This window comes from Citrobacter sp. Cf118, assembly GCF_030334095.1.
GTDB lineage: Bacteria > Pseudomonadota > Gammaproteobacteria > Enterobacterales > Enterobacteriaceae > Citrobacter > Citrobacter freundii.
Window position 1 is genome coordinate 92740 of sequence record NZ_JAOWES010000082.1, and the last position, 16353, is coordinate 109092.

Below are 16353 nucleotides of genomic sequence, written 5' to 3' on the forward strand. Positions count from 1 at the left end.
AACCTGTTATGGAAAACAGATTGTAGAAATGTAAATAACTTTGCCTATTATACACAGCACGCGAGAAAAATGCCGCACATCACTGCTTATTGCGCTTTAAAGGTGTGTAACCGGCTCGTAGCTTTGGTCAGGCCATCTTTGAACAAAATCTCGGTACAACGTGCCGCTTCGTCAATCGCTTCATCAATTAACTTCTGTTCTGAAACAGGCGGTTTGCCTAAAACAAATCCGACAACTTTATTTTTATCGCCCGGATGGCCAATTCCAACGCGTAAACGATGAAAGTTGGGGTTATTACCTAATTTGCTAATGATGTCTTTCAGGCCATTATGTCCGCCATGGCCTCCGCCAAGCTTAAATTTGGCGACGCCAGGAGGCAGGTCTAATTCATCGTGCGCGACCAAAATTTCATCGGGGTTAATACGATAAAAACTGGCCATCGCACCGACGGCCTTGCCGCTAAGATTCATAAATGTGGTCGGTACCAGCAGACGGACATCTTCACCTTCAAGCGTTACTCGGGAGGTGTAACCGAAGAATTTCGGCTCATCGCGCAGGGGGGCGCGTAATCTCTCTGCCAGTAGATCGACATACCATGCGCCTGCGTTGTGTCGCGTTGCCGCATACTCTGCGCCGGGGTTCGCCAGGCCGACAATCAATTTAATCGCCACGTGTTTTGTCCTGAGTGTTTCGATAAACGACGTGTAGTTTACTGTCTGACGGTGCGCTTGACAAAAAACTGCGTGCTTATCGCCAAAAGCTGAATAATTGCACAAATGGACTATTAGAAAATGAGTATGTTCAGTGGCTTATTTGTAAAGTTTTGTTGCATGAGTGTTTGTAATTGTGATCGCTCCCGCACTTGCGAACGGCAGTGTTGTCTATACTTTACACATAAGGATTAGGGGTATTCCCTGTAACAACCCAAAGTTCCGGAGGTGACACATGAAACGCAAAAACGCTTCGCTACTCGGTAACGTGCTCATGGCTTTAGGGTTGGTGGTAATGGTTGTGGGTGTGGGTTATTCAATTTTAAACCAGTTGCCGCAATTTAATCTGCCGCAGTTTTTCGCACATGGTGCGGTGCTCAGTATTTTTGTTGGCGGTATTCTCTGGTTAGCAGGTGCCAGAGTGGGTGGACACGAACAAATCAGTGACCGTTACTGGTGGGTACGTCATTATGACAAACGCTGTCGTCGTGGTGACACCAATCACCGTCATAACTAAATCCTCCCTCTGTTGAGAGGGCGGTGGTCAGAATGAAGAGCCTCGGTTATAAAACCAGGGCTCTGCTTGTTTATGAGCATTGCTTAAACTGGATGCGACAGAATAAGAGAAGAATTATTCGAATAACCGGTAATGTAATGCTCTAATCGCGCTATCTGCATCGTCAGCCGGTAACAGGATGCACAGGTTGTCGTTCGATGCTCCATGGCAAATCATTCGTACCGTATGCTCTTCAAGCCAGGCAAAAACGTCTTTGCAAACTCCCGCAGCCTGTGTGAGTTGATTCCCCACCAAAGTGACCAACGCCAGCCCGGTTTCCACTTCTACACGACAGTGGGAGGATAATGCGGTAAACAATGCGGTGGTCAGCACATGGTCTTCACCTGAGGTTGCATGAGTGGCGTCCAGCGCCAGCGCAATACTATTCTCTGAGGTTGTAACCAAATCCACCGTGACAGCGTGGCGAGCCAAAATGGCGAAGGACTGCGCCAGGAAAGAGCAGGAAGGTTGCTTCTCCAGACTGTGTAACCGCAACAGCGTCTGTTTACGACGCACGGCGAGCGCACGATAGCGAGGTGGATTATCGGTGGTGTTGTGCACCAACGTACCTCCGGCGGCAGTATCCTTACTTGAGCCAACAAAGACCGGAATGCTTTTACGCATTGCCGGGAGTAGCGTAGCCGGGTGGAGGACCTTCGCACCGTAGGCGGCCATATCGCTGGCCTCGGAAAATGAGATATGGTCGATTCGTTTGGCCCGCGGCGCAATGCGTGGGTCGGTGGTGTAGATCCCTGCGACGTCGGTCCAGATGTCAACGCGTGTGGCGTGAAGCGCCTCACCGAGAAGCGTAGCCGTATAATCACTACCGCCGCGTCCAAGCGTTGTGGTGTGTCCTGCGGCATCACGCCCGATAAATCCCTGAGTCACCATAATCGCTTGCTCAAGACGAGGGCGCAGGTGAGTCTCCACCTGGTGGTGCAGTGTGCCAAGCTCGGGTTCGGCGCAGCCGAAGTTCGCGTTAGTACGCATCACGCAGCGGGCGTCAAACCACTCGGCCTCGGCCTGCCGTTCACGTAAGACTTCAGTAAACAGTAGTGAGGACATCAGCTCGCCATGGCTGACTAATTCATCGCTTAACGCATCAGACGGTGAAACCATCGCCGTTTGTGCAAGACGATGTATATTGTTGAGAAGATTATCGATTTCCGTGCTGATAACGGAAGGCTGCTTCAGGCGGGAAATAATGTTGTATTGGATGGCGCGTAAAGTCTCAAGCTTATCTAATTGTTGATGCGTTTCCAGACCTTCAGAAAGCTCGACCAGTAAGTTTGTCACGCCTGCTGAAGCAGACAAAACGACTAAACGGACATCTTGATCAGCAAGGACAATGCTGGCGCTTCGGTTCATCGCATCAAAATCAGCGACGCTGGTGCCGCCAAATTTGGCAACGACGGATGGTGGATAAATGCGAGTCATAACAATCTCATATCAGGGCGCCATAAAAGTATGGCTAGAAAATTTTCATTCTCGGCATAAGGGAACAAAGTTCGCCTTACGAAATGTCCGCCCGCGAACATTTCTGCTGACAACCCAGGGTATACCTGTTGTCGATAACGAGTGTCGCCTGTACGCGTTACCGGGTGCTGCGCATTAATTTTATTTACAAAGCCTGCAAATAAGCGCGCCATACTAAGTGATTTATATTAAGGGATCGACTTTTTTATTCGGTTTGTAGGCAAATAAGTGAAAAATCATGTCGTAACAAGAAAGTGCCTACATTATTAATGGTAAAAACGTGTAAAAAAATAATAAAAAAATGAAAATCTCATGGTTTTTATTACATTGTCTGCGTTGCAATTAGCGACAACATTGTTAATTAAATAGCTATATTTCTTTAGGATTTAGTAATGGCGGATGGTCTTTGTGCTTTGATTTTTAAGGGGAAAGTTGTTATTTCTGATGCAAGGAAATAAATGATTGAGTCCTAAGCTAAAACAACATATATTAGCCGCGCTTTTTTACAGGTAATCCTTATAACCATTTATTCAATCAGGCGTTAATCTACACCTGGTTGTAGGAGTGATATGATGACGGATAAAGTCCGTATTGATACTTTAAGTGCTAATTCATTACCACAGAGCAATGATACCTTTTTAGCAAGACAGGCTGAGTTTGAATCTAATGTCCGCAGCTATCCACGTAAACTGCCATTAGCAATCGCTAAAGCGCAGGGCGTCTGGATTACTGATGTAGAAAATAATCAATATCTTGATTGCCTGGCAGGTGCCGGAACCCTGGCGCTTGGTCATAACCATCCTGAAGTGCTGCAGAGCATTCAAAGTGTCATCACAAGCGGCTTACCGTTACATACGCTTGATCTTACTACCCCATTAAAAGATGAATTCTCATCATATTTACTGTCCTTATTACCGGGCCAGGGCAAAGAATATTGCCTGCAGTTCACCGGTCCGTCCGGTGCAGATGCTGTTGAAGCGGCGCTGAAGCTGGCGAAGAAAGTGACCGGCCGTTCCAGCATCATTAGTTTCTCCGGCGGCTACCACGGGATGACCCACGGCGCGCTGTCCGTGACCGGCAACCTGTCACCGAAAGAAGCGGTCAGCAATATGATGGCGGAAGTGCAGTTTATGCCGTATCCGCATCAGTACCGTTGCCCGCTGGGTATCGGCGGCGACGCTGGCGTCAAAGCATTAACTTACTACTTCGAAAACCTGATCAACGACGTTGAAAGCGGCGTGCGTAAACCGGCTGCCGTAATCCTCGAAGCGGTGCAGGGCGAAGGTGGCGTGAATCCTGCTCCGGTCGAATGGCTGCAACGCATTCGTAAAGTGACTCAGGAACACGGCATTCTGCTGATCATCGATGAAGTTCAGGCTGGTTTCGCACGTACCGGTAAGCTGTTCGCCTTCGAACACGCTGGCATTGAGCCAGACATCATTGTGATGTCCAAAGCGGTTGGTGGCGGTCTGCCACTGGCGGTACTGGGCATTAAAAAGCAATTCGATGCGTGGGCTCCGGGCCACCACACTGGCACCTTCCGCGGCAACCAACTGGCGATGGCGACCGGTCTGACAACGCTGAAGATCCTCAAAGACGACAAGATTGCCGATAAAGTTGCCGCCCAGGGCGAGTGGCTGAAAGGCAAACTGACTGACCTGCAGAAACGCTACCCGGTTATCGGCCAGGTGCGTGGTCTGGGCCTGATGATCGGCCTGGAAATCGTGAATCCGAACGAAGCGCAGGATCATATGGGTTGCTACCCGGCTGATGGCGAGCTGTCTGCGTTGCTGCAGAAGAAATGCTTCGAAAACGGGCTGATTCTGGAGCGTGGTGGCCGCAACGGCTGCGTGCTGCGTCTGCTGCCGTCTCTGCTGATCACCAACGCTGAGCTGGAAATTTTCCTCGATAAATTCGAAAACGCCCTGCTGGGCGCTGGCGTGAAGCCGGTTTAAACGGAGTTGGATCGAATGTCAGACGTAAACCCGATTCTGTCCGGCTCGGCGCAAAGCATCGCCGCCTATCAGGACGCTATCGAGCAGAGTACGCAAGCGGTCGTTGAATGGTTGAAGCAGCCTGAGATGTATCAGGGCAAAACCGTTGAACAACTGCGTGAACGTATCAACCTGAATTTTACGTCTCAGGGCCTGGGCAACCAGGCCGCTATTGAGCGTGCGGTTGAATACTTTCTCAAAGACAGCCTGTTGGTTCACCATGCTCAGTGCGTGGCGCACCTGCACTGCCCAAGCCTGGTGATTAGCCAGGCGGCGGAAGTGCTGATCAACGCCACTAACCAGAGTATGGACTCCTGGGACCAAAGCCCGTCGGCCACGATCATTGAGATCAAACTGATCGAATGGCTACGTGAGCAGGTGGGTTATGCGGCAGGCGATGCCGGCGTGTTCACCAGCGGCGGCACCCAGAGCAACCTGATGGGCCTGATGCTGGCGCGCGACGCCTTCTTTGCTCGCCTGGGACATTCCATTCAGCAAGATGGTCTGACCGGTGATCTGAGCAAAATTAAAGTGTTCTGCTCTGAAAGCGCGCACTTCTCCGTGCAGAAGAACATGGCGTTAATGGGGCTGGGCTATCGCTCCGTCACCCAGGTGAAGACCGATGCGTTTTCACGCATGGATCTGGCTGACCTGAAAGACAAGCTGGTCCAGGCGAAAGCCAACGGCGAGCAGGTGATGGCCATTGTCGCGACGGCTGGCACGACAGATGCGGGCGCCATCGATCCGTTAGCGGATATTGCGGCGCTGGCGGCAGAACATCAGATCTGGATGCACGTGGATGCGGCATGGGGCGGGGCGTTACTGCTTTCTGAGCAGTATCGTCACTTCCTCAACGGCCTTGAGCTGGCAGATTCCGTGACACTGGATTTCCACAAACAGTTCTTCCAGACCATCAGCTGCGGTGCGTTCCTGTTAAAAGATGCACGCCACTACGAGCTGATGCGTTACCAGGCGGCGTACCTGAACTCTGATTTCGATGAAGAGGCTGGCGTACCAAACCTGGTATCGAAGTCGCTGCAGACCACGCGTCGTTTCGATGCGCTGAAGTTGTGGATGGGCCTCGAAGCGCTGGGCAAAAAGCAGTATGCCGAAATCATTGATAATGGCGTAACGCTGGCGCGTGATGTTGCTGAGTTTGTCAAAACCCAGTCGCATCTTGAACTGGTGATGGAACCACAGCTGGCAAGCGTGCTGTTCCGCTTCCGTCCTGAAAGCGACGATATAGCGTTCGTTGCGCTGCTGAACCAGCGTATTGGCGACGTGCTGCTGGCTTCAGGTAGCGCCAACGTCGGCGTGACCGAAGCGGATGGCATCACCTGCCTGAAGCTGACGCTGCTGAACCCGACGGTGTGCCTGGAAGATGTGAAAGTCCTGCTGGCCAGCGTGAAGGCAACGGCATTGAGCATTTTAAACGCGTAATTGCCCGGTGGCACTGCGTTTACTGGGCCTACGGGTTCGGTGCAATGTTTGGGTTTTGTAGGCCGGATAAGCGAACCGCATCCGGCAATAAAAAGGCTCCCATTCACGGGAGCCTTTTTGCTATTTAATATCCGCTAAAGCGGCGTCTTTATTCGGGAAGAATGCCAGACGACCGGGGATCGGCTGAATACCCGCGCGCGCCATGGTGCGCAGCGGCTGAAATTCCAGGTTAGATACCCGCAGCTCGCAGCCTTCAGGCAGCTTTTTCACAAAGCGCTGGAAAGCGTCCAGACCACCGGCATCCAGTACCGGGACCGCGTCCCACTTCAAGACTACGATGCGCTTACCTTCAATACGCGACTCGAGATCGGTAAATAATCCTTCCGCCGCGGCAAAGAATAGCGGGCCAATGACGCGCAACACCAGCACATCGTCCGGTACGTCTACGTTGACCGACGCCAGACGCGTCATGCGTGCAATACGACGCATAAACAGTAGAGATGCAAGAACGATACCGACGCTGATGGCGATAACCATATCGAACAGCACCGTCAGCGACATACACATCAGCATGACGATGATGTCGTCTTTCGGCGCATGACGCAGCAAATCCACCACTTTATGCGCTTCACTCATGTTCCATGCCACCATTAGCAGAAGGGCGGCCATGGCGGAAAGCGGTAACCAGGAAAGCAACGGTGCAAGCACCAGCAGGGCAAGGATCACCAGAATCGCATGGATAACCGCTGAGATTGGCGAGGTTGCACCCGCGCGGACGTTTGCCGCAGAACGGGCAATTGCCGCCGTGGCGGTGATACCGCCAAAGAACGGTGCGACGATGTTGCCCAGTCCCTGACCAATCAGCTCACTGTTAGCTTTGTGTTTGGTGCCGGTCATCCCATCAAGTACGACGGCGCACAGCAGAGATTCGATCGCCCCGAGCATTGCCATCGAGAAGGCTGCCGGTAACAGCGCCTGTAACGAGCTCCAGCTCAGAGTAAAGTTTGACTCTGGCATATTCCACGGTAATACCAGTTGCGGCAGCAACTGTGGGATACCATTGCCCTGCGAGCCGTCAGCCAGAATATAGTGGAACTGAGATCCGATGGTGGCGACATGGCCGCCGGTCAGGTTCACGATACCCATTACCGCACAGCCTGCCAGTAGTGCGGGAAGGTGGCCCGGTAATCGGATACCCAGACGCGGCCAGAAAATCAGGATCCCCAGTGTCACCACGCCAATCGCGGCATCACCCACGTTGATGGTCGGCAAGGCCATAAATAGCGCGCCCACCTTCTGCAAATAGTGCTCTGGCACGTGGGTCATTTGCAGGCCGAGAAAATCTTTAATCTGCATGGTACCGATGGTGATACCGATACCTGAGGTAAAACCTAACGTCACGGAGACCGGAATATATTCGATCAAACGACCAAAGCGGGCGAGGCCGAAAAGGATCAGGAATATCCCGGACATGAGCGTGGCAACCAGCAGGCCTGCCAGCCCAAACTGTTGCGACACCGGATACAGAATCACCACGAAGGCGGCGGTTGGGCCAGATACGCTAAAGCGCGAGCCCCCGGTAAGGGCGATAACAATCCCAGCAACGGCTGAGGTATACAGACCGTACTGCGGAGCAACGCCACTGCCTATTGCCAGCGCCATCGCCAGTGGAATGGCAATGATCCCGACCGTTATCCCGGCGATCAGGTCGCGGGTGAAGCGGGAAGCAGTATATTTTTCTTTCCAACAAGCGTCGATGAGGGCGCGGAAAGGCATCACATGTGAGGAAAATAATCTGTTCACAATAATGTTTCATCCATGGGCGCATCATCTGTCAACTGAATGGCAGGTGAAGGAGGCAAAAGTCATACAAATAAATATTACAGATAAAAAAACCCGCCGCAGCGGGTTTTTGAGCCGGGCTCGATTAATGCTCGAACATAGCAGAGATGGATTCTTCGTTGCTGATACGACGAATCGCTTCGGCCAGCATACCCGACAGGGTCAATGTACGCACGTTTGGCAGTGCTTTGATTTCGTCAGTTAGTGGAATAGTGTCACAGACAACGACTTCATCAATAACAGAGTTGCGCAGGTTGTTTGCCGCATTACCTGAGAAGATCGGGTGGGTTGCGTAAGCAAATACGCGTTTTGCACCACGTTCTTTCAGTGCTTCTGCTGCTTTGCACAGCGTACCGCCGGTATCGATCATGTCATCAACCAGTACGCAGTCACGACCTGCAACGTCACCAATAATGTGCATCACCTGAGAAACGTTCGCACGCGGGCGACGTTTGTCGATGATAGCCATATCGGTATCGTTCAGCAGTTTAGCGATAGCGCGGGCACGCACGACGCCACCGATATCCGGAGAAACCACAATCGGGTTGTCCAGGTTCAGCTGCAGCATGTCTTCTAACAGGATCGGGCTACCAAATACGTTATCAACCGGTACATCGAAGAAGCCCTGGATCTGTTCAGCATGCAGGTCAACGGTGAGGACGCGGTCAACGCCAACGCTGGACAGGAAATCAGCGACGACTTTAGCGGTAATCGGTACACGAGCGGAACGTACGCGACGATCCTGACGTGCATAGCCGAAGTAAGGAATAACGGCGGTGATACGGCCTGCGGAAGCACGGCGCAGCGCATCAACCATAACGACCAATTCCATCAGGTTGTCGTTAGTAGGGGCACAAGTGGACTGGATGATGAAAATATCACCACCGCGTACATTTTCATTAATTTGTACGCTGACTTCGCCGTCGCTAAAGCGACCTACAGCGGCGTCGCCGAGTGAAGTGTACAGGCGGTTGGCAATACGTTGTGCTAGTTCCGGGGTGGCGTTACCAGCAAAAAGCTTCATATCAGGCACGAGAAGAACCTCAGGCATGCGTCCATTGGTGGAAAGAATCTGCCGAAAACTGTGCGGGCCAGGCAGTATCCTCTCCATGCGGTGTATTAAAGAGCGCGATGCAACGTCTGGAACAGGGTGACGTTGTCACCGCAACTCAGCTTGCCCGGCTTACTCGGTATCCTTCGTGTTTCATGTTCGCTGGCATCAATTCCTCACATCAGTCACATACTTTTGTATGCTCCTGGCGGTTCGTCATTTCGCCATCTTCCTGAAACCAGAAGGATTTAGAGTAACGCTCTGTGCAATGGGGAGAGGTTGACGCCTTTCGCCACAAAGCCTTTGAGCCATTCCGGGGCTTGCTCAAGCACCTGGCGAGCACGAGACTCAGTGTCAAATTCAGCAAAGACACAAGCCCCTGTACCAGTCAGGCGCGACGGCGCGTATTCTAACAGCCAGGAAAGCGCCGCATCAACCTCGCGAAAACGTTTTCTTGCGATAACCTCGCAATCATTGCTGAATTCACATTTTAGTAACGTTTTTATTGACCTTTTTGGCGTGTTGCGCGGGAGGTCGGGATCGTTAAAAATCACCGGTGTCGGAATGCTGACTCCCGGGTGAGCAACCAGATACCACTTTTCTTCAGGCTCCACCGGCGTCAGAATTTCTCCTACGCCTTCGGCAAAGGCCGCATGGCCGCGCACGAACACGGGAACATCCGCCCCTAGGGTTAAACCTAGTGCCGCCAGTTCATCAATCGAAAGTCCACACTGCCAGAGATGGTTCAGCGCCACCAGAACGGTTGCCGCATTTGATGAACCACCGCCAAGACCGCCGCCCATCGGCAGGCGTTTGTCGATACTGATGTCCGCACCGCTCCCGTTGGGAAGGCGATTGTTTTCAGATGCTACCTTCATCAGCAAACGTGCCGCACGGACGATCAGGTTGTCTTCGTGCGCAACGCCTTCCACCGGGGTTAACAGGCGAATTTCGCCGTCGCCACGCAGCGCAATATCTATCGTGTCGCCATAATCAAGAAACTGAAATAGCGTTTGCAGCGTGTGGTAACCGTCTGCACGTTGCCCGGTGATGTATAAAAACAAATTCAGTTTTGCCGGAGAGGGCCAATGAGTCATCATTTCACAATCCAGTTGTCCATTTTCAGCTTAATACGCTGGGAGCCGTCCGACAGCTCCATGTTTGCCGGCATCGCTGGCTGGGTTTTGCTGTCGTAGGCGCTATAGACCACTTTCCAGCTTTTACCATCTTTGCTGTAGTTCACTTCACTCAGACGATATTGGTCGTCGAGCTTGTAATCAGTAGCGTCACCCGGCAGGCCAAGGATCCACTGGCGCAGGCTGTTCAACGGAATAGGCATGCCGGTCAGTTTGCCGATCATCTCTTCAGCGTCGTCGGCGGTGTAGTGCTTACCTTTGTTATCGACAAGTTCAACGTTGCCCGGCTGCGCGTTGAGTTCCAGTTCCGTGCTGCCCAGCGGGTTGGTCAGCAGCAGACGATAGCGATCCTGACCGGTTTGCTGCCAGAAAAAGCGGGCATACACTTTCTGTTGATCGGAGATATAAGCGAACGCACCGCGCGTCTGATATTGGTTCAGGGCGCGTACTTCCTGCTGGTGCTGGCGCCACTGCGGGGAATCGGGGCTTTTGCCGGGACCTTTCGGCGCGTTGAGGGTACAGGCACTAAGAACCAGGGCCGCAAGGGGCAGCAGGCGAATCAGGCGAAAATCAGGCAGGGTCATAATGATGACAAATCCTTGAGATACGTTGCAGTTATAACTCTCAATGCTAGCGCCACCATCTGACATCGTCTACGTTCAAGTTATCTTAAATCGCTTAAATTTGTGCACTAAGCTATTACTCCAAAAGGGGTCAGTCTCTTTTATTGACCGCACGCATCCTGTATGATGCACCCAGTCTAACCTTATCAACGCTGGTACTATTCCCGCACACATGACCCTTTTAGCGCTTGGTATTAACCATAAAACGGCACCTGTATCGCTGCGAGAACGCGTAACGTTTTCGCCGGATACGCTCGATCAGGCGCTGGACAGCCTGCAAGCGCTGCCAATGGTGCAGGGCGGGGTAGTGCTGTCGACGTGTAACCGCACAGAGATTTACCTCAGCGTGGAAGAGCAGGATAACCTGCGAGAAGCGCTGATTCGCTGGCTGTGCGAATACCATAACCTCAATGAAGAAGACCTGCGTAATAGCCTGTACTGGCACCAGGACAACGACGCCGTCAGTCATTTGATGCGCGTTGCCAGTGGTCTGGATTCACTGGTGCTCGGTGAACCGCAAATTTTGGGGCAGGTGAAAAAAGCATTTGCGGATTCGCAAAAAGGCCACCAGAACGCCAGTGCGCTGGAGCGCATGTTCCAGAAATCATTCTCTGTTGCTAAACGTGTACGTACAGAAACTGACATCGGTGCCAGCGCCGTGTCGGTGGCGTTTGCCGCCTGTACTCTGGCGCGGCAGATATTTGAATCGCTCTCAACGGTAACCGTGCTGTTAGTCGGTGCGGGCGAAACCATCGAGCTGGTAGCGCGACACTTGCGCGAGCATAAAGTGAAGAAGATGATCATCGCCAACCGTACGCGCGAGCGTGCGCAGGTGCTGGCGGATGAAGTCGGCGCCGAGGTGATTTCACTGAGTGATATCGACGCGCGTTTGCAGGATGCCGATATCATTATCAGTTCTACTGCCAGTCCGCTGCCGATTATCGGTAAAGGAATGGTGGAACGCGCGCTTAAAAACCGTCGCAATCAGCCTATGTTACTGGTGGATATCGCTGTACCGCGCGATGTCGAGCCGGAAGTGGGTAAATTGTCTAACGCCTATCTGTACAGCGTTGATGACCTGCAAAGCATCATTTCGCATAACCTGGCCCAGCGCAAAGCGGCGGCGGTGGAAGCCGAAACGATTGTGGAGCAGGAAGCCAGCGAGTTTATGGCCTGGCTACGCGCCCAGGGCGCAAGCGACACTATCCGCGAGTATCGCAGTCAGTCAGAACAGATCCGTGATGAACTGACCGCTAAAGCGTTGGCCGCTCTTCAGCAGGGCGGTGATGCGCAAGCCATTATGCAGGATTTGGCCTGGAAACTGACCAACCGCCTGATCCATGCACCAACCAAATCACTTCAACAGGCCGCCCGTGACGGGGATAGTGAACGCCTGAATATTCTGCGCGACAGCCTCGGGCTGGAGTAGCAGCACACCAATCTTATTTTTTACAGGGTGCATTTACGCCTATGAAGCCTTCTATCGTTGCCAAACTGGAAGCCCTGCATGAACGCCATGAAGAAGTTCAGGCGCTGCTCGGTGATGCGGGTACTATCGCAGATCAGGATCGCTTTCGTGCGCTGTCGCGCGAATATGCGCAATTAAGCGATGTCTCTCGCTGTTTTACGGACTGGCAACAGGTTCAGGAAGATATCGAGACGGCTCAGATGATGCTCGACGATCCTGAAATGCGTGAAATGGCGCAGGATGAACTGCGCGAAGCAAAAGAGAAATGCGAGCAGCTGGAACAGCATCTGCAGGTCCTGCTGTTACCTAAAGACCCCGATGACGAACGTAACGCCTTCCTCGAAGTGCGTGCGGGAACCGGTGGTGATGAAGCGGCGCTGTTTGCCGGCGATCTGTTCCGCATGTACAGCCGTTACGCTGAATCGCGTCGCTGGCGGGTAGAGATCATGAGCGCCAGCGAAGGCGAACATGGCGGGTTTAAAGAAGTTATTGCCAAGATTAGCGGCGAAGGCGTTTACGGGCGACTGAAATTTGAGTCCGGCGGCCATCGCGTGCAGCGCGTACCTGCGACGGAATCGCAGGGGCGTATTCATACTTCTGCCTGTACGGTCGCTGTCATGCCGGAACTGCCGGATGCCGAACTGCCGGATATCAACCCGGCTGATCTGCGTATTGATACCTTCCGTTCATCAGGCGCGGGCGGTCAGCACGTTAACACCACAGACTCCGCAATCCGTATTACCCACTTACCGACCGGTATCGTAGTGGAATGCCAGGACGAACGTTCACAGCATAAAAACAAAGCCAAAGCGATGTCGGTGCTGGGGGCGCGAATTCGTGCCGCCGAAGTGGCAAGACGTCAACAGGCGGAAGCCTCTGAACGTCGTAACCTGTTGGGCAGCGGCGATCGCAGCGATCGTAACCGCACCTATAACTTCCCGCAGGGTCGTGTGACCGATCACCGCATTAACCTGACGCTCTACCGTCTGGATGAAGCGATGGAAGGCAAACTGGATATGCTGATTGAGCCGATTGTCCAGGAATACCAGGCCGACCAACTGGCGGCGTTGTCCGAGCAGGATTAATGGATTATCAGCACTGGCTGCGTGACGCGATAAGCCAATTACAGGCAAGCGAAAGCCCGCGCCGCGACGCCGAGATTTTACTCGAGTTTGTCACCGGTAAGGGGCGCACCTTTATTCTGGCGTTCGGCGAAACGGTGTTAACCGAGGCGCAGCGTCAACGGCTCGATACATTACTGGAACGCCGTCAGCGAGGTGAGCCGGTGGCACATCTGACCGGCGTGCGCGAGTTCTGGTCGCTGCCGCTGTTTGTCTCTCCGGCTACGCTTATTCCACGCCCGGATACTGAGTGTCTTGTTGAGCAGGCGCTGGCTCGTCTGCCTGCCTCTGCGTGTCGTATTCTCGATTTGGGAACCGGTACGGGCGCCATTGCGCTGGCGCTGGCAACTGAGCGTCCGGATTGCGCGGTGACCGCGGTTGACCGCATGCCCGATGCCGTGGCGCTGGCAACTCGCAACAAACAGCATCTGGCCATCGACAATGTTTGCGTGCTGCAAAGCGACTGGTTCAGCGCTTTGCAGGGGCAGAAGTTTGACATGATTGTCAGCAATCCGCCGTATATCGACGAACAGGACCCGCACCTGGCGCTTGGCGATGTACGTTTTGAGCCGCTATCGGCACTGGTGGCGGGTGAGCAGGGTATGGCGGATATCGTGCATATCATTGACGAGTCTCGACACATGCTAACGCCCGGCGGCTATTTGTTGCTGGAGCACGGCTGGCAGCAAGGACAGGCAGTCCGCGACGCCTATACTCATGCCGGTTACCAGGCGGTTGAAACCTGCCGCGACTATGGCGGCAACGAGCGAATTACGCTTGGACGCATCCCATCATGAGTACTTTCAGCGTGTTACTCAACGTCCATCTCATCAGCATTGCGCTTTCAGTTGGTCTGTTAACGCTGCGTTTTTGGTGGCGTTACACCGACTCGCGCCTTGCCTGTGCGCGCTGGACGCGCATCGTGCCGCCGGTTGTCGATACCGTTTTATTACTCAGCGGCATAGCGTTAATGGTTAAAGCGCACATCCTGCCATTCACTGAGCACGGGACATGGCTGACTGAAAAGCTGTTTGGGGTTATCATTTACATCGTTTTGGGTTTTATTGCGCTCGATTATCGTCGGGCGCGCAGTCAGCAGGCGCGATTAGTCGCATTTCCGCTGGCGCTGGTGGTGCTGTACATCATCATTAAACTCGCCACCACAAAAATACCGTTACTGGGGTAAGCATGAGGTCGTTAGCTGATTTCGAATTTAATAAAGCGCCATTGTGTGATGGGATGATCCTGGCGTCGGAGTCTATCCGTCTGGATTTTCCAACACAAACTGTGTATGACGAACTGGAACGTCTGGTTAGTCTGGCGCAAGAAGAAATTAGCCAGCTCCTGTCTCAGGATGAGCAACTGGAAAAACTGCTGGCACTTTTTTACGGCGAATGGGGGTTTACGGATACCCACGGCGTCTATCGTCTTTCTGATGCATTATGGCTTGATAAGGTACTGAAAAATCGTCAGGGCAGCGCTGTATCTCTGGGCGCTATCTTGTTGTGGATTGCCAACCGACTGGAGCTACCGCTGGTGCCGGTGATTTTCCCGACACAACTCATCCTGCGTATTGAATCGCTCGATGGCGAAATGTGGCTAATCAATCCGTTCAATGGCGAAACGTTAAATGAGCACACGCTGGAAGTGTGGCTGAAGGGGAATATCAGCCCGGTCGCGGAGCTGTTTAACGAAGACCTGGATGAGGCGGATAATGCAGAAGTAATCCGCAAGCTGCTCGACACGCTGAAATCATCGCTGATGGAAGAGCGGCAAATGGAGCTGGCTCTGCGTGCCAGCGAAGCACTATTACAGTTTAATCCTGAAGATCCGTATGAAATACGCGATCGTGGATTAATCTACGCGCAGCTCGAGTGTGAACATGTTGCGCTGACCGATTTAAGTTATTTCGTTGAGCAGTGTCCGGAAGACCCGATCAGCGAAATGATTCGTGCGCAGATTAATACTATTTCGCACAAGCAAATTGTATTGCATTGATTAATGACACTTTACCTACCGTTTAAGGCGATCCTATGAAACAAAAAGTGGTTAGCATTGGCGACATCAACGTGGCAAATGACCTGCCGTTCGTGCTGTTTGGCGGAATGAACGTGCTGGAATCCCGCGATCTGGCGATGCGCATTTGTGAGCACTACGTAACCGTTACTCAAAAGCTGGGTATCCCTTACGTGTTCAAAGCCTCCTTTGATAAAGCCAACCGTTCTTCCATCCACTCTTACCGTGGACCGGGCCTTGAAGAAGGGATGAAAATCTTCCAGGAACTGAAGCAGACTTTTGGCGTAAAAGTGATCACCGACGTTCACGAAGCCAGCCAGGCGCAGCCTGTTGCTGACGTGGTGGATGTGATTCAGCTGCCGGCATTCCTCGCGCGTCAGACCGATCTGGTGGAAGCGATGGCGAAAACCGGTGCCGTTATCAACGTGAAGAAACCGCAGTTCGTAAGCCCTGGCCAGATGGGCAATATCGTGGATAAATTCCATGAAGGTGGTAACGATAAGGTTATTCTGTGCGACCGTGGCGCTAACTTTGGTTATGACAACCTGGTTGTAGACATGCTGGGCTTCAGCGTGATGAAGAAAGTCTCCGGCAACTCACCGGTGATTTTTGACGTTACCCATGCGCTGCAATGCCGTGACCCGTTTGGCGCAGCAAGCGGCGGTCGTCGTGCGCAGGTTACCGAACTGGCTCGCGCCGGTATGGCGGTAGGTCTGGCGGGTCTGTTTATTGAAGCGCATCCGGATCCAGCCAATGCGAAATGCGATGGCCCATCCGCGCTGCCGCTGGCGAAACTGGAACAGTTCCTGACGCAGATTAAAGCGATTGATGACCTGGTGAAAAGCTTCGACGAGCTGGATACTGAGAACTAATTCATTTTGTGTGCCTGATAGAGCTTGCGCTTATCAGGTATACGAAAG

15 protein-coding genes are annotated in these 16353 nt (G+C 52.9%); 9 read left to right on the forward strand and 6 right to left on the reverse strand.

Annotated elements, in window-relative coordinates:
- Window positions 1-86: 86 nt before the first annotated feature.
- Window positions 87-671 carry an aminoacyl-tRNA hydrolase gene (pth, locus tag OGX67_RS10110; protein ID WP_003020814.1) on the reverse strand — a complete coding sequence of 195 codons (585 nt, stop codon included), beginning with the start codon at window positions 669-671 and terminating at the stop codon, window positions 87-89.
- Window positions 672-945: 274 nt separating this feature from the next.
- Here pth and ychH point away from each other — a divergent pair, with 274 nt between their 5' ends.
- Window positions 946-1227, forward strand: coding sequence for a stress-induced protein YchH (gene ychH, locus OGX67_RS10115; RefSeq protein ID WP_003020810.1), 282 nt, complete (start codon window positions 946-948; stop codon window positions 1225-1227).
- Window positions 1228-1341: 114 nt separating this feature from the next.
- Here the strand turns inward: ychH and lysC are convergent, their stop codons facing one another.
- Window positions 1342-2703, reverse strand: coding sequence for a lysine-sensitive aspartokinase 3 (gene lysC / locus OGX67_RS10120; protein ID WP_003020806.1), 1362 nt, complete (start codon window positions 2701-2703; stop codon window positions 1342-1344).
- A 608-nt stretch (window positions 2704-3311) separates the two neighbouring features.
- On the opposite strand from lysC, the gene OGX67_RS10125 reads away from it, so the two are divergent.
- Window positions 3312-4697, forward strand: coding sequence for a diaminobutyrate--2-oxoglutarate transaminase (locus OGX67_RS10125; RefSeq protein ID WP_003020802.1), 1386 nt, complete (start codon window positions 3312-3314; stop codon window positions 4695-4697).
- 15 nt (window positions 4698-4712) lie between these two features.
- Window positions 4713-6176, forward strand: coding sequence for a pyridoxal phosphate-dependent decarboxylase family protein (locus tag OGX67_RS10130; RefSeq protein WP_286526437.1), 1464 nt, complete (start codon window positions 4713-4715; stop codon window positions 6174-6176).
- Window positions 6177-6296: 120 nt separating this feature from the next.
- Here OGX67_RS10130 and dauA read toward each other — a convergent pair whose 3' ends face one another.
- From dauA to lolB, 4 genes are all read right to left on the reverse strand, one after another.
- Complete coding sequence (dauA, locus tag OGX67_RS10135) at window positions 6297-7979, reverse strand: C4-dicarboxylic acid transporter DauA (RefSeq protein ID WP_071697385.1); 1683 nt, start codon at window positions 7977-7979, stop codon at window positions 6297-6299.
- Window positions 7980-8103: 124 nt separating this feature from the next.
- Entirely contained in the window at window positions 8104-9051 is a 948-nt protein-coding gene (gene prs / locus OGX67_RS10140; protein WP_001518537.1) for a ribose-phosphate diphosphokinase, read from the reverse strand.
- A 266-nt stretch (window positions 9052-9317) separates the two neighbouring features.
- On the reverse strand, window positions 9318-10169 hold the full coding sequence (gene ispE, locus OGX67_RS10145; protein ID WP_257651142.1) for a 4-(cytidine 5'-diphospho)-2-C-methyl-D-erythritol kinase: 852 nt from the start codon (window positions 10167-10169) through the stop codon (window positions 9318-9320).
- Window positions 10166-10789, reverse strand: a complete 624-nt coding sequence (lolB, locus tag OGX67_RS10150; RefSeq protein WP_003020792.1) for a lipoprotein insertase outer membrane protein LolB — start codon at window positions 10787-10789, stop codon at window positions 10166-10168. Before lolB ends, ispE begins: the two co-directional genes overlap by 4 nt.
- Window positions 10790-11000: 211 nt before the next feature.
- Between lolB and hemA the strand changes: the two genes are divergently transcribed.
- The 6 genes from hemA to kdsA are packed head-to-tail and all read left to right on the forward strand — an operon-like array spanning window position 11001 to window position 16305.
- Entirely contained in the window at window positions 11001-12257 is a 1257-nt protein-coding gene (hemA, locus tag OGX67_RS10155; protein WP_003020789.1) for a glutamyl-tRNA reductase, read from the forward strand.
- A gap of 41 nt (window positions 12258-12298) precedes the next feature.
- A complete protein-coding gene (gene prfA, locus OGX67_RS10160) occupies window positions 12299-13381 on the forward strand; it encodes a peptide chain release factor 1 (RefSeq protein ID WP_003020786.1) in 1083 nt (360 codons plus the stop codon).
- The gene (gene prmC / locus OGX67_RS10165; RefSeq protein WP_257651143.1) at window positions 13381-14214 is read left to right on the forward strand and encodes a peptide chain release factor N(5)-glutamine methyltransferase; all 834 of its coding nucleotides are present in this window, start codon (window positions 13381-13383) and stop codon (window positions 14212-14214) included. Before prfA ends, prmC begins: the two co-directional genes overlap by 1 nt.
- The gene (gene sirB2 / locus OGX67_RS10170) at window positions 14211-14603 is read left to right on the forward strand and encodes an invasion regulator SirB2 (protein WP_003020779.1); all 393 of its coding nucleotides are present in this window, start codon (window positions 14211-14213) and stop codon (window positions 14601-14603) included. Before prmC ends, sirB2 begins: the two co-directional genes overlap by 4 nt.
- A 2-nt stretch (window positions 14604-14605) precedes the next feature.
- Window positions 14606-15415: an invasion regulator SirB1 gene (gene sirB1 / locus OGX67_RS10175; RefSeq protein WP_061548117.1), complete on the forward strand. Its 810-nt coding sequence runs from the start codon at window positions 14606-14608 to the stop codon at window positions 15413-15415.
- A gap of 35 nt (window positions 15416-15450) precedes the next feature.
- A complete protein-coding gene (gene kdsA, locus OGX67_RS10180; RefSeq protein ID WP_003020772.1) occupies window positions 15451-16305 on the forward strand; it encodes a 3-deoxy-8-phosphooctulonate synthase in 855 nt (284 codons plus the stop codon).
- Window positions 16306-16353 lie beyond the last annotated feature (48 nt).

What these genes read in the sequence shown, in the direction of transcription:
- prfA (WP_003020786.1), top strand. Translation starts at nt 12,299, where the DNA reads ATGAAGCCTTCTATCGTTGCCAAACTGGAAGCCCTGCATGAACGCCAT.
- prmC (WP_257651143.1), top strand. Translation starts at nt 13,381, where the DNA reads ATGGATTATCAGCACTGGCTGCGTGACGCGATAAGCCAATTACAGGCA.
- OGX67_RS10125 (WP_003020802.1), top strand. Translation starts at nt 3,312, where the DNA reads ATGATGACGGATAAAGTCCGTATTGATACTTTAAGTGCTAATTCATTA.
- lolB (WP_003020792.1), bottom strand. Translation starts at nt 10,789, where the DNA reads ATGACCCTGCCTGATTTTCGCCTGATTCGCCTGCTGCCCCTTGCGGCC.
- ispE (WP_257651142.1), bottom strand. Translation starts at nt 10,169, where the DNA reads ATGATGACTCATTGGCCCTCTCCGGCAAAACTGAATTTGTTTTTATAC.
- kdsA (WP_003020772.1), top strand. Translation starts at nt 15,451, where the DNA reads ATGAAACAAAAAGTGGTTAGCATTGGCGACATCAACGTGGCAAATGAC.
- lysC (WP_003020806.1), bottom strand. Translation starts at nt 2,703, where the DNA reads ATGACTCGCATTTATCCACCATCCGTCGTTGCCAAATTTGGCGGCACC.
- OGX67_RS10130 (WP_286526437.1), top strand. Translation starts at nt 4,713, where the DNA reads ATGTCAGACGTAAACCCGATTCTGTCCGGCTCGGCGCAAAGCATCGCC.
- sirB1 (WP_061548117.1), top strand. Translation starts at nt 14,606, where the DNA reads ATGAGGTCGTTAGCTGATTTCGAATTTAATAAAGCGCCATTGTGTGAT.
- sirB2 (WP_003020779.1), top strand. Translation starts at nt 14,211, where the DNA reads ATGAGTACTTTCAGCGTGTTACTCAACGTCCATCTCATCAGCATTGCG.
- hemA (WP_003020789.1), top strand. Translation starts at nt 11,001, where the DNA reads ATGACCCTTTTAGCGCTTGGTATTAACCATAAAACGGCACCTGTATCG.
- ychH (WP_003020810.1), top strand. Translation starts at nt 946, where the DNA reads ATGAAACGCAAAAACGCTTCGCTACTCGGTAACGTGCTCATGGCTTTA.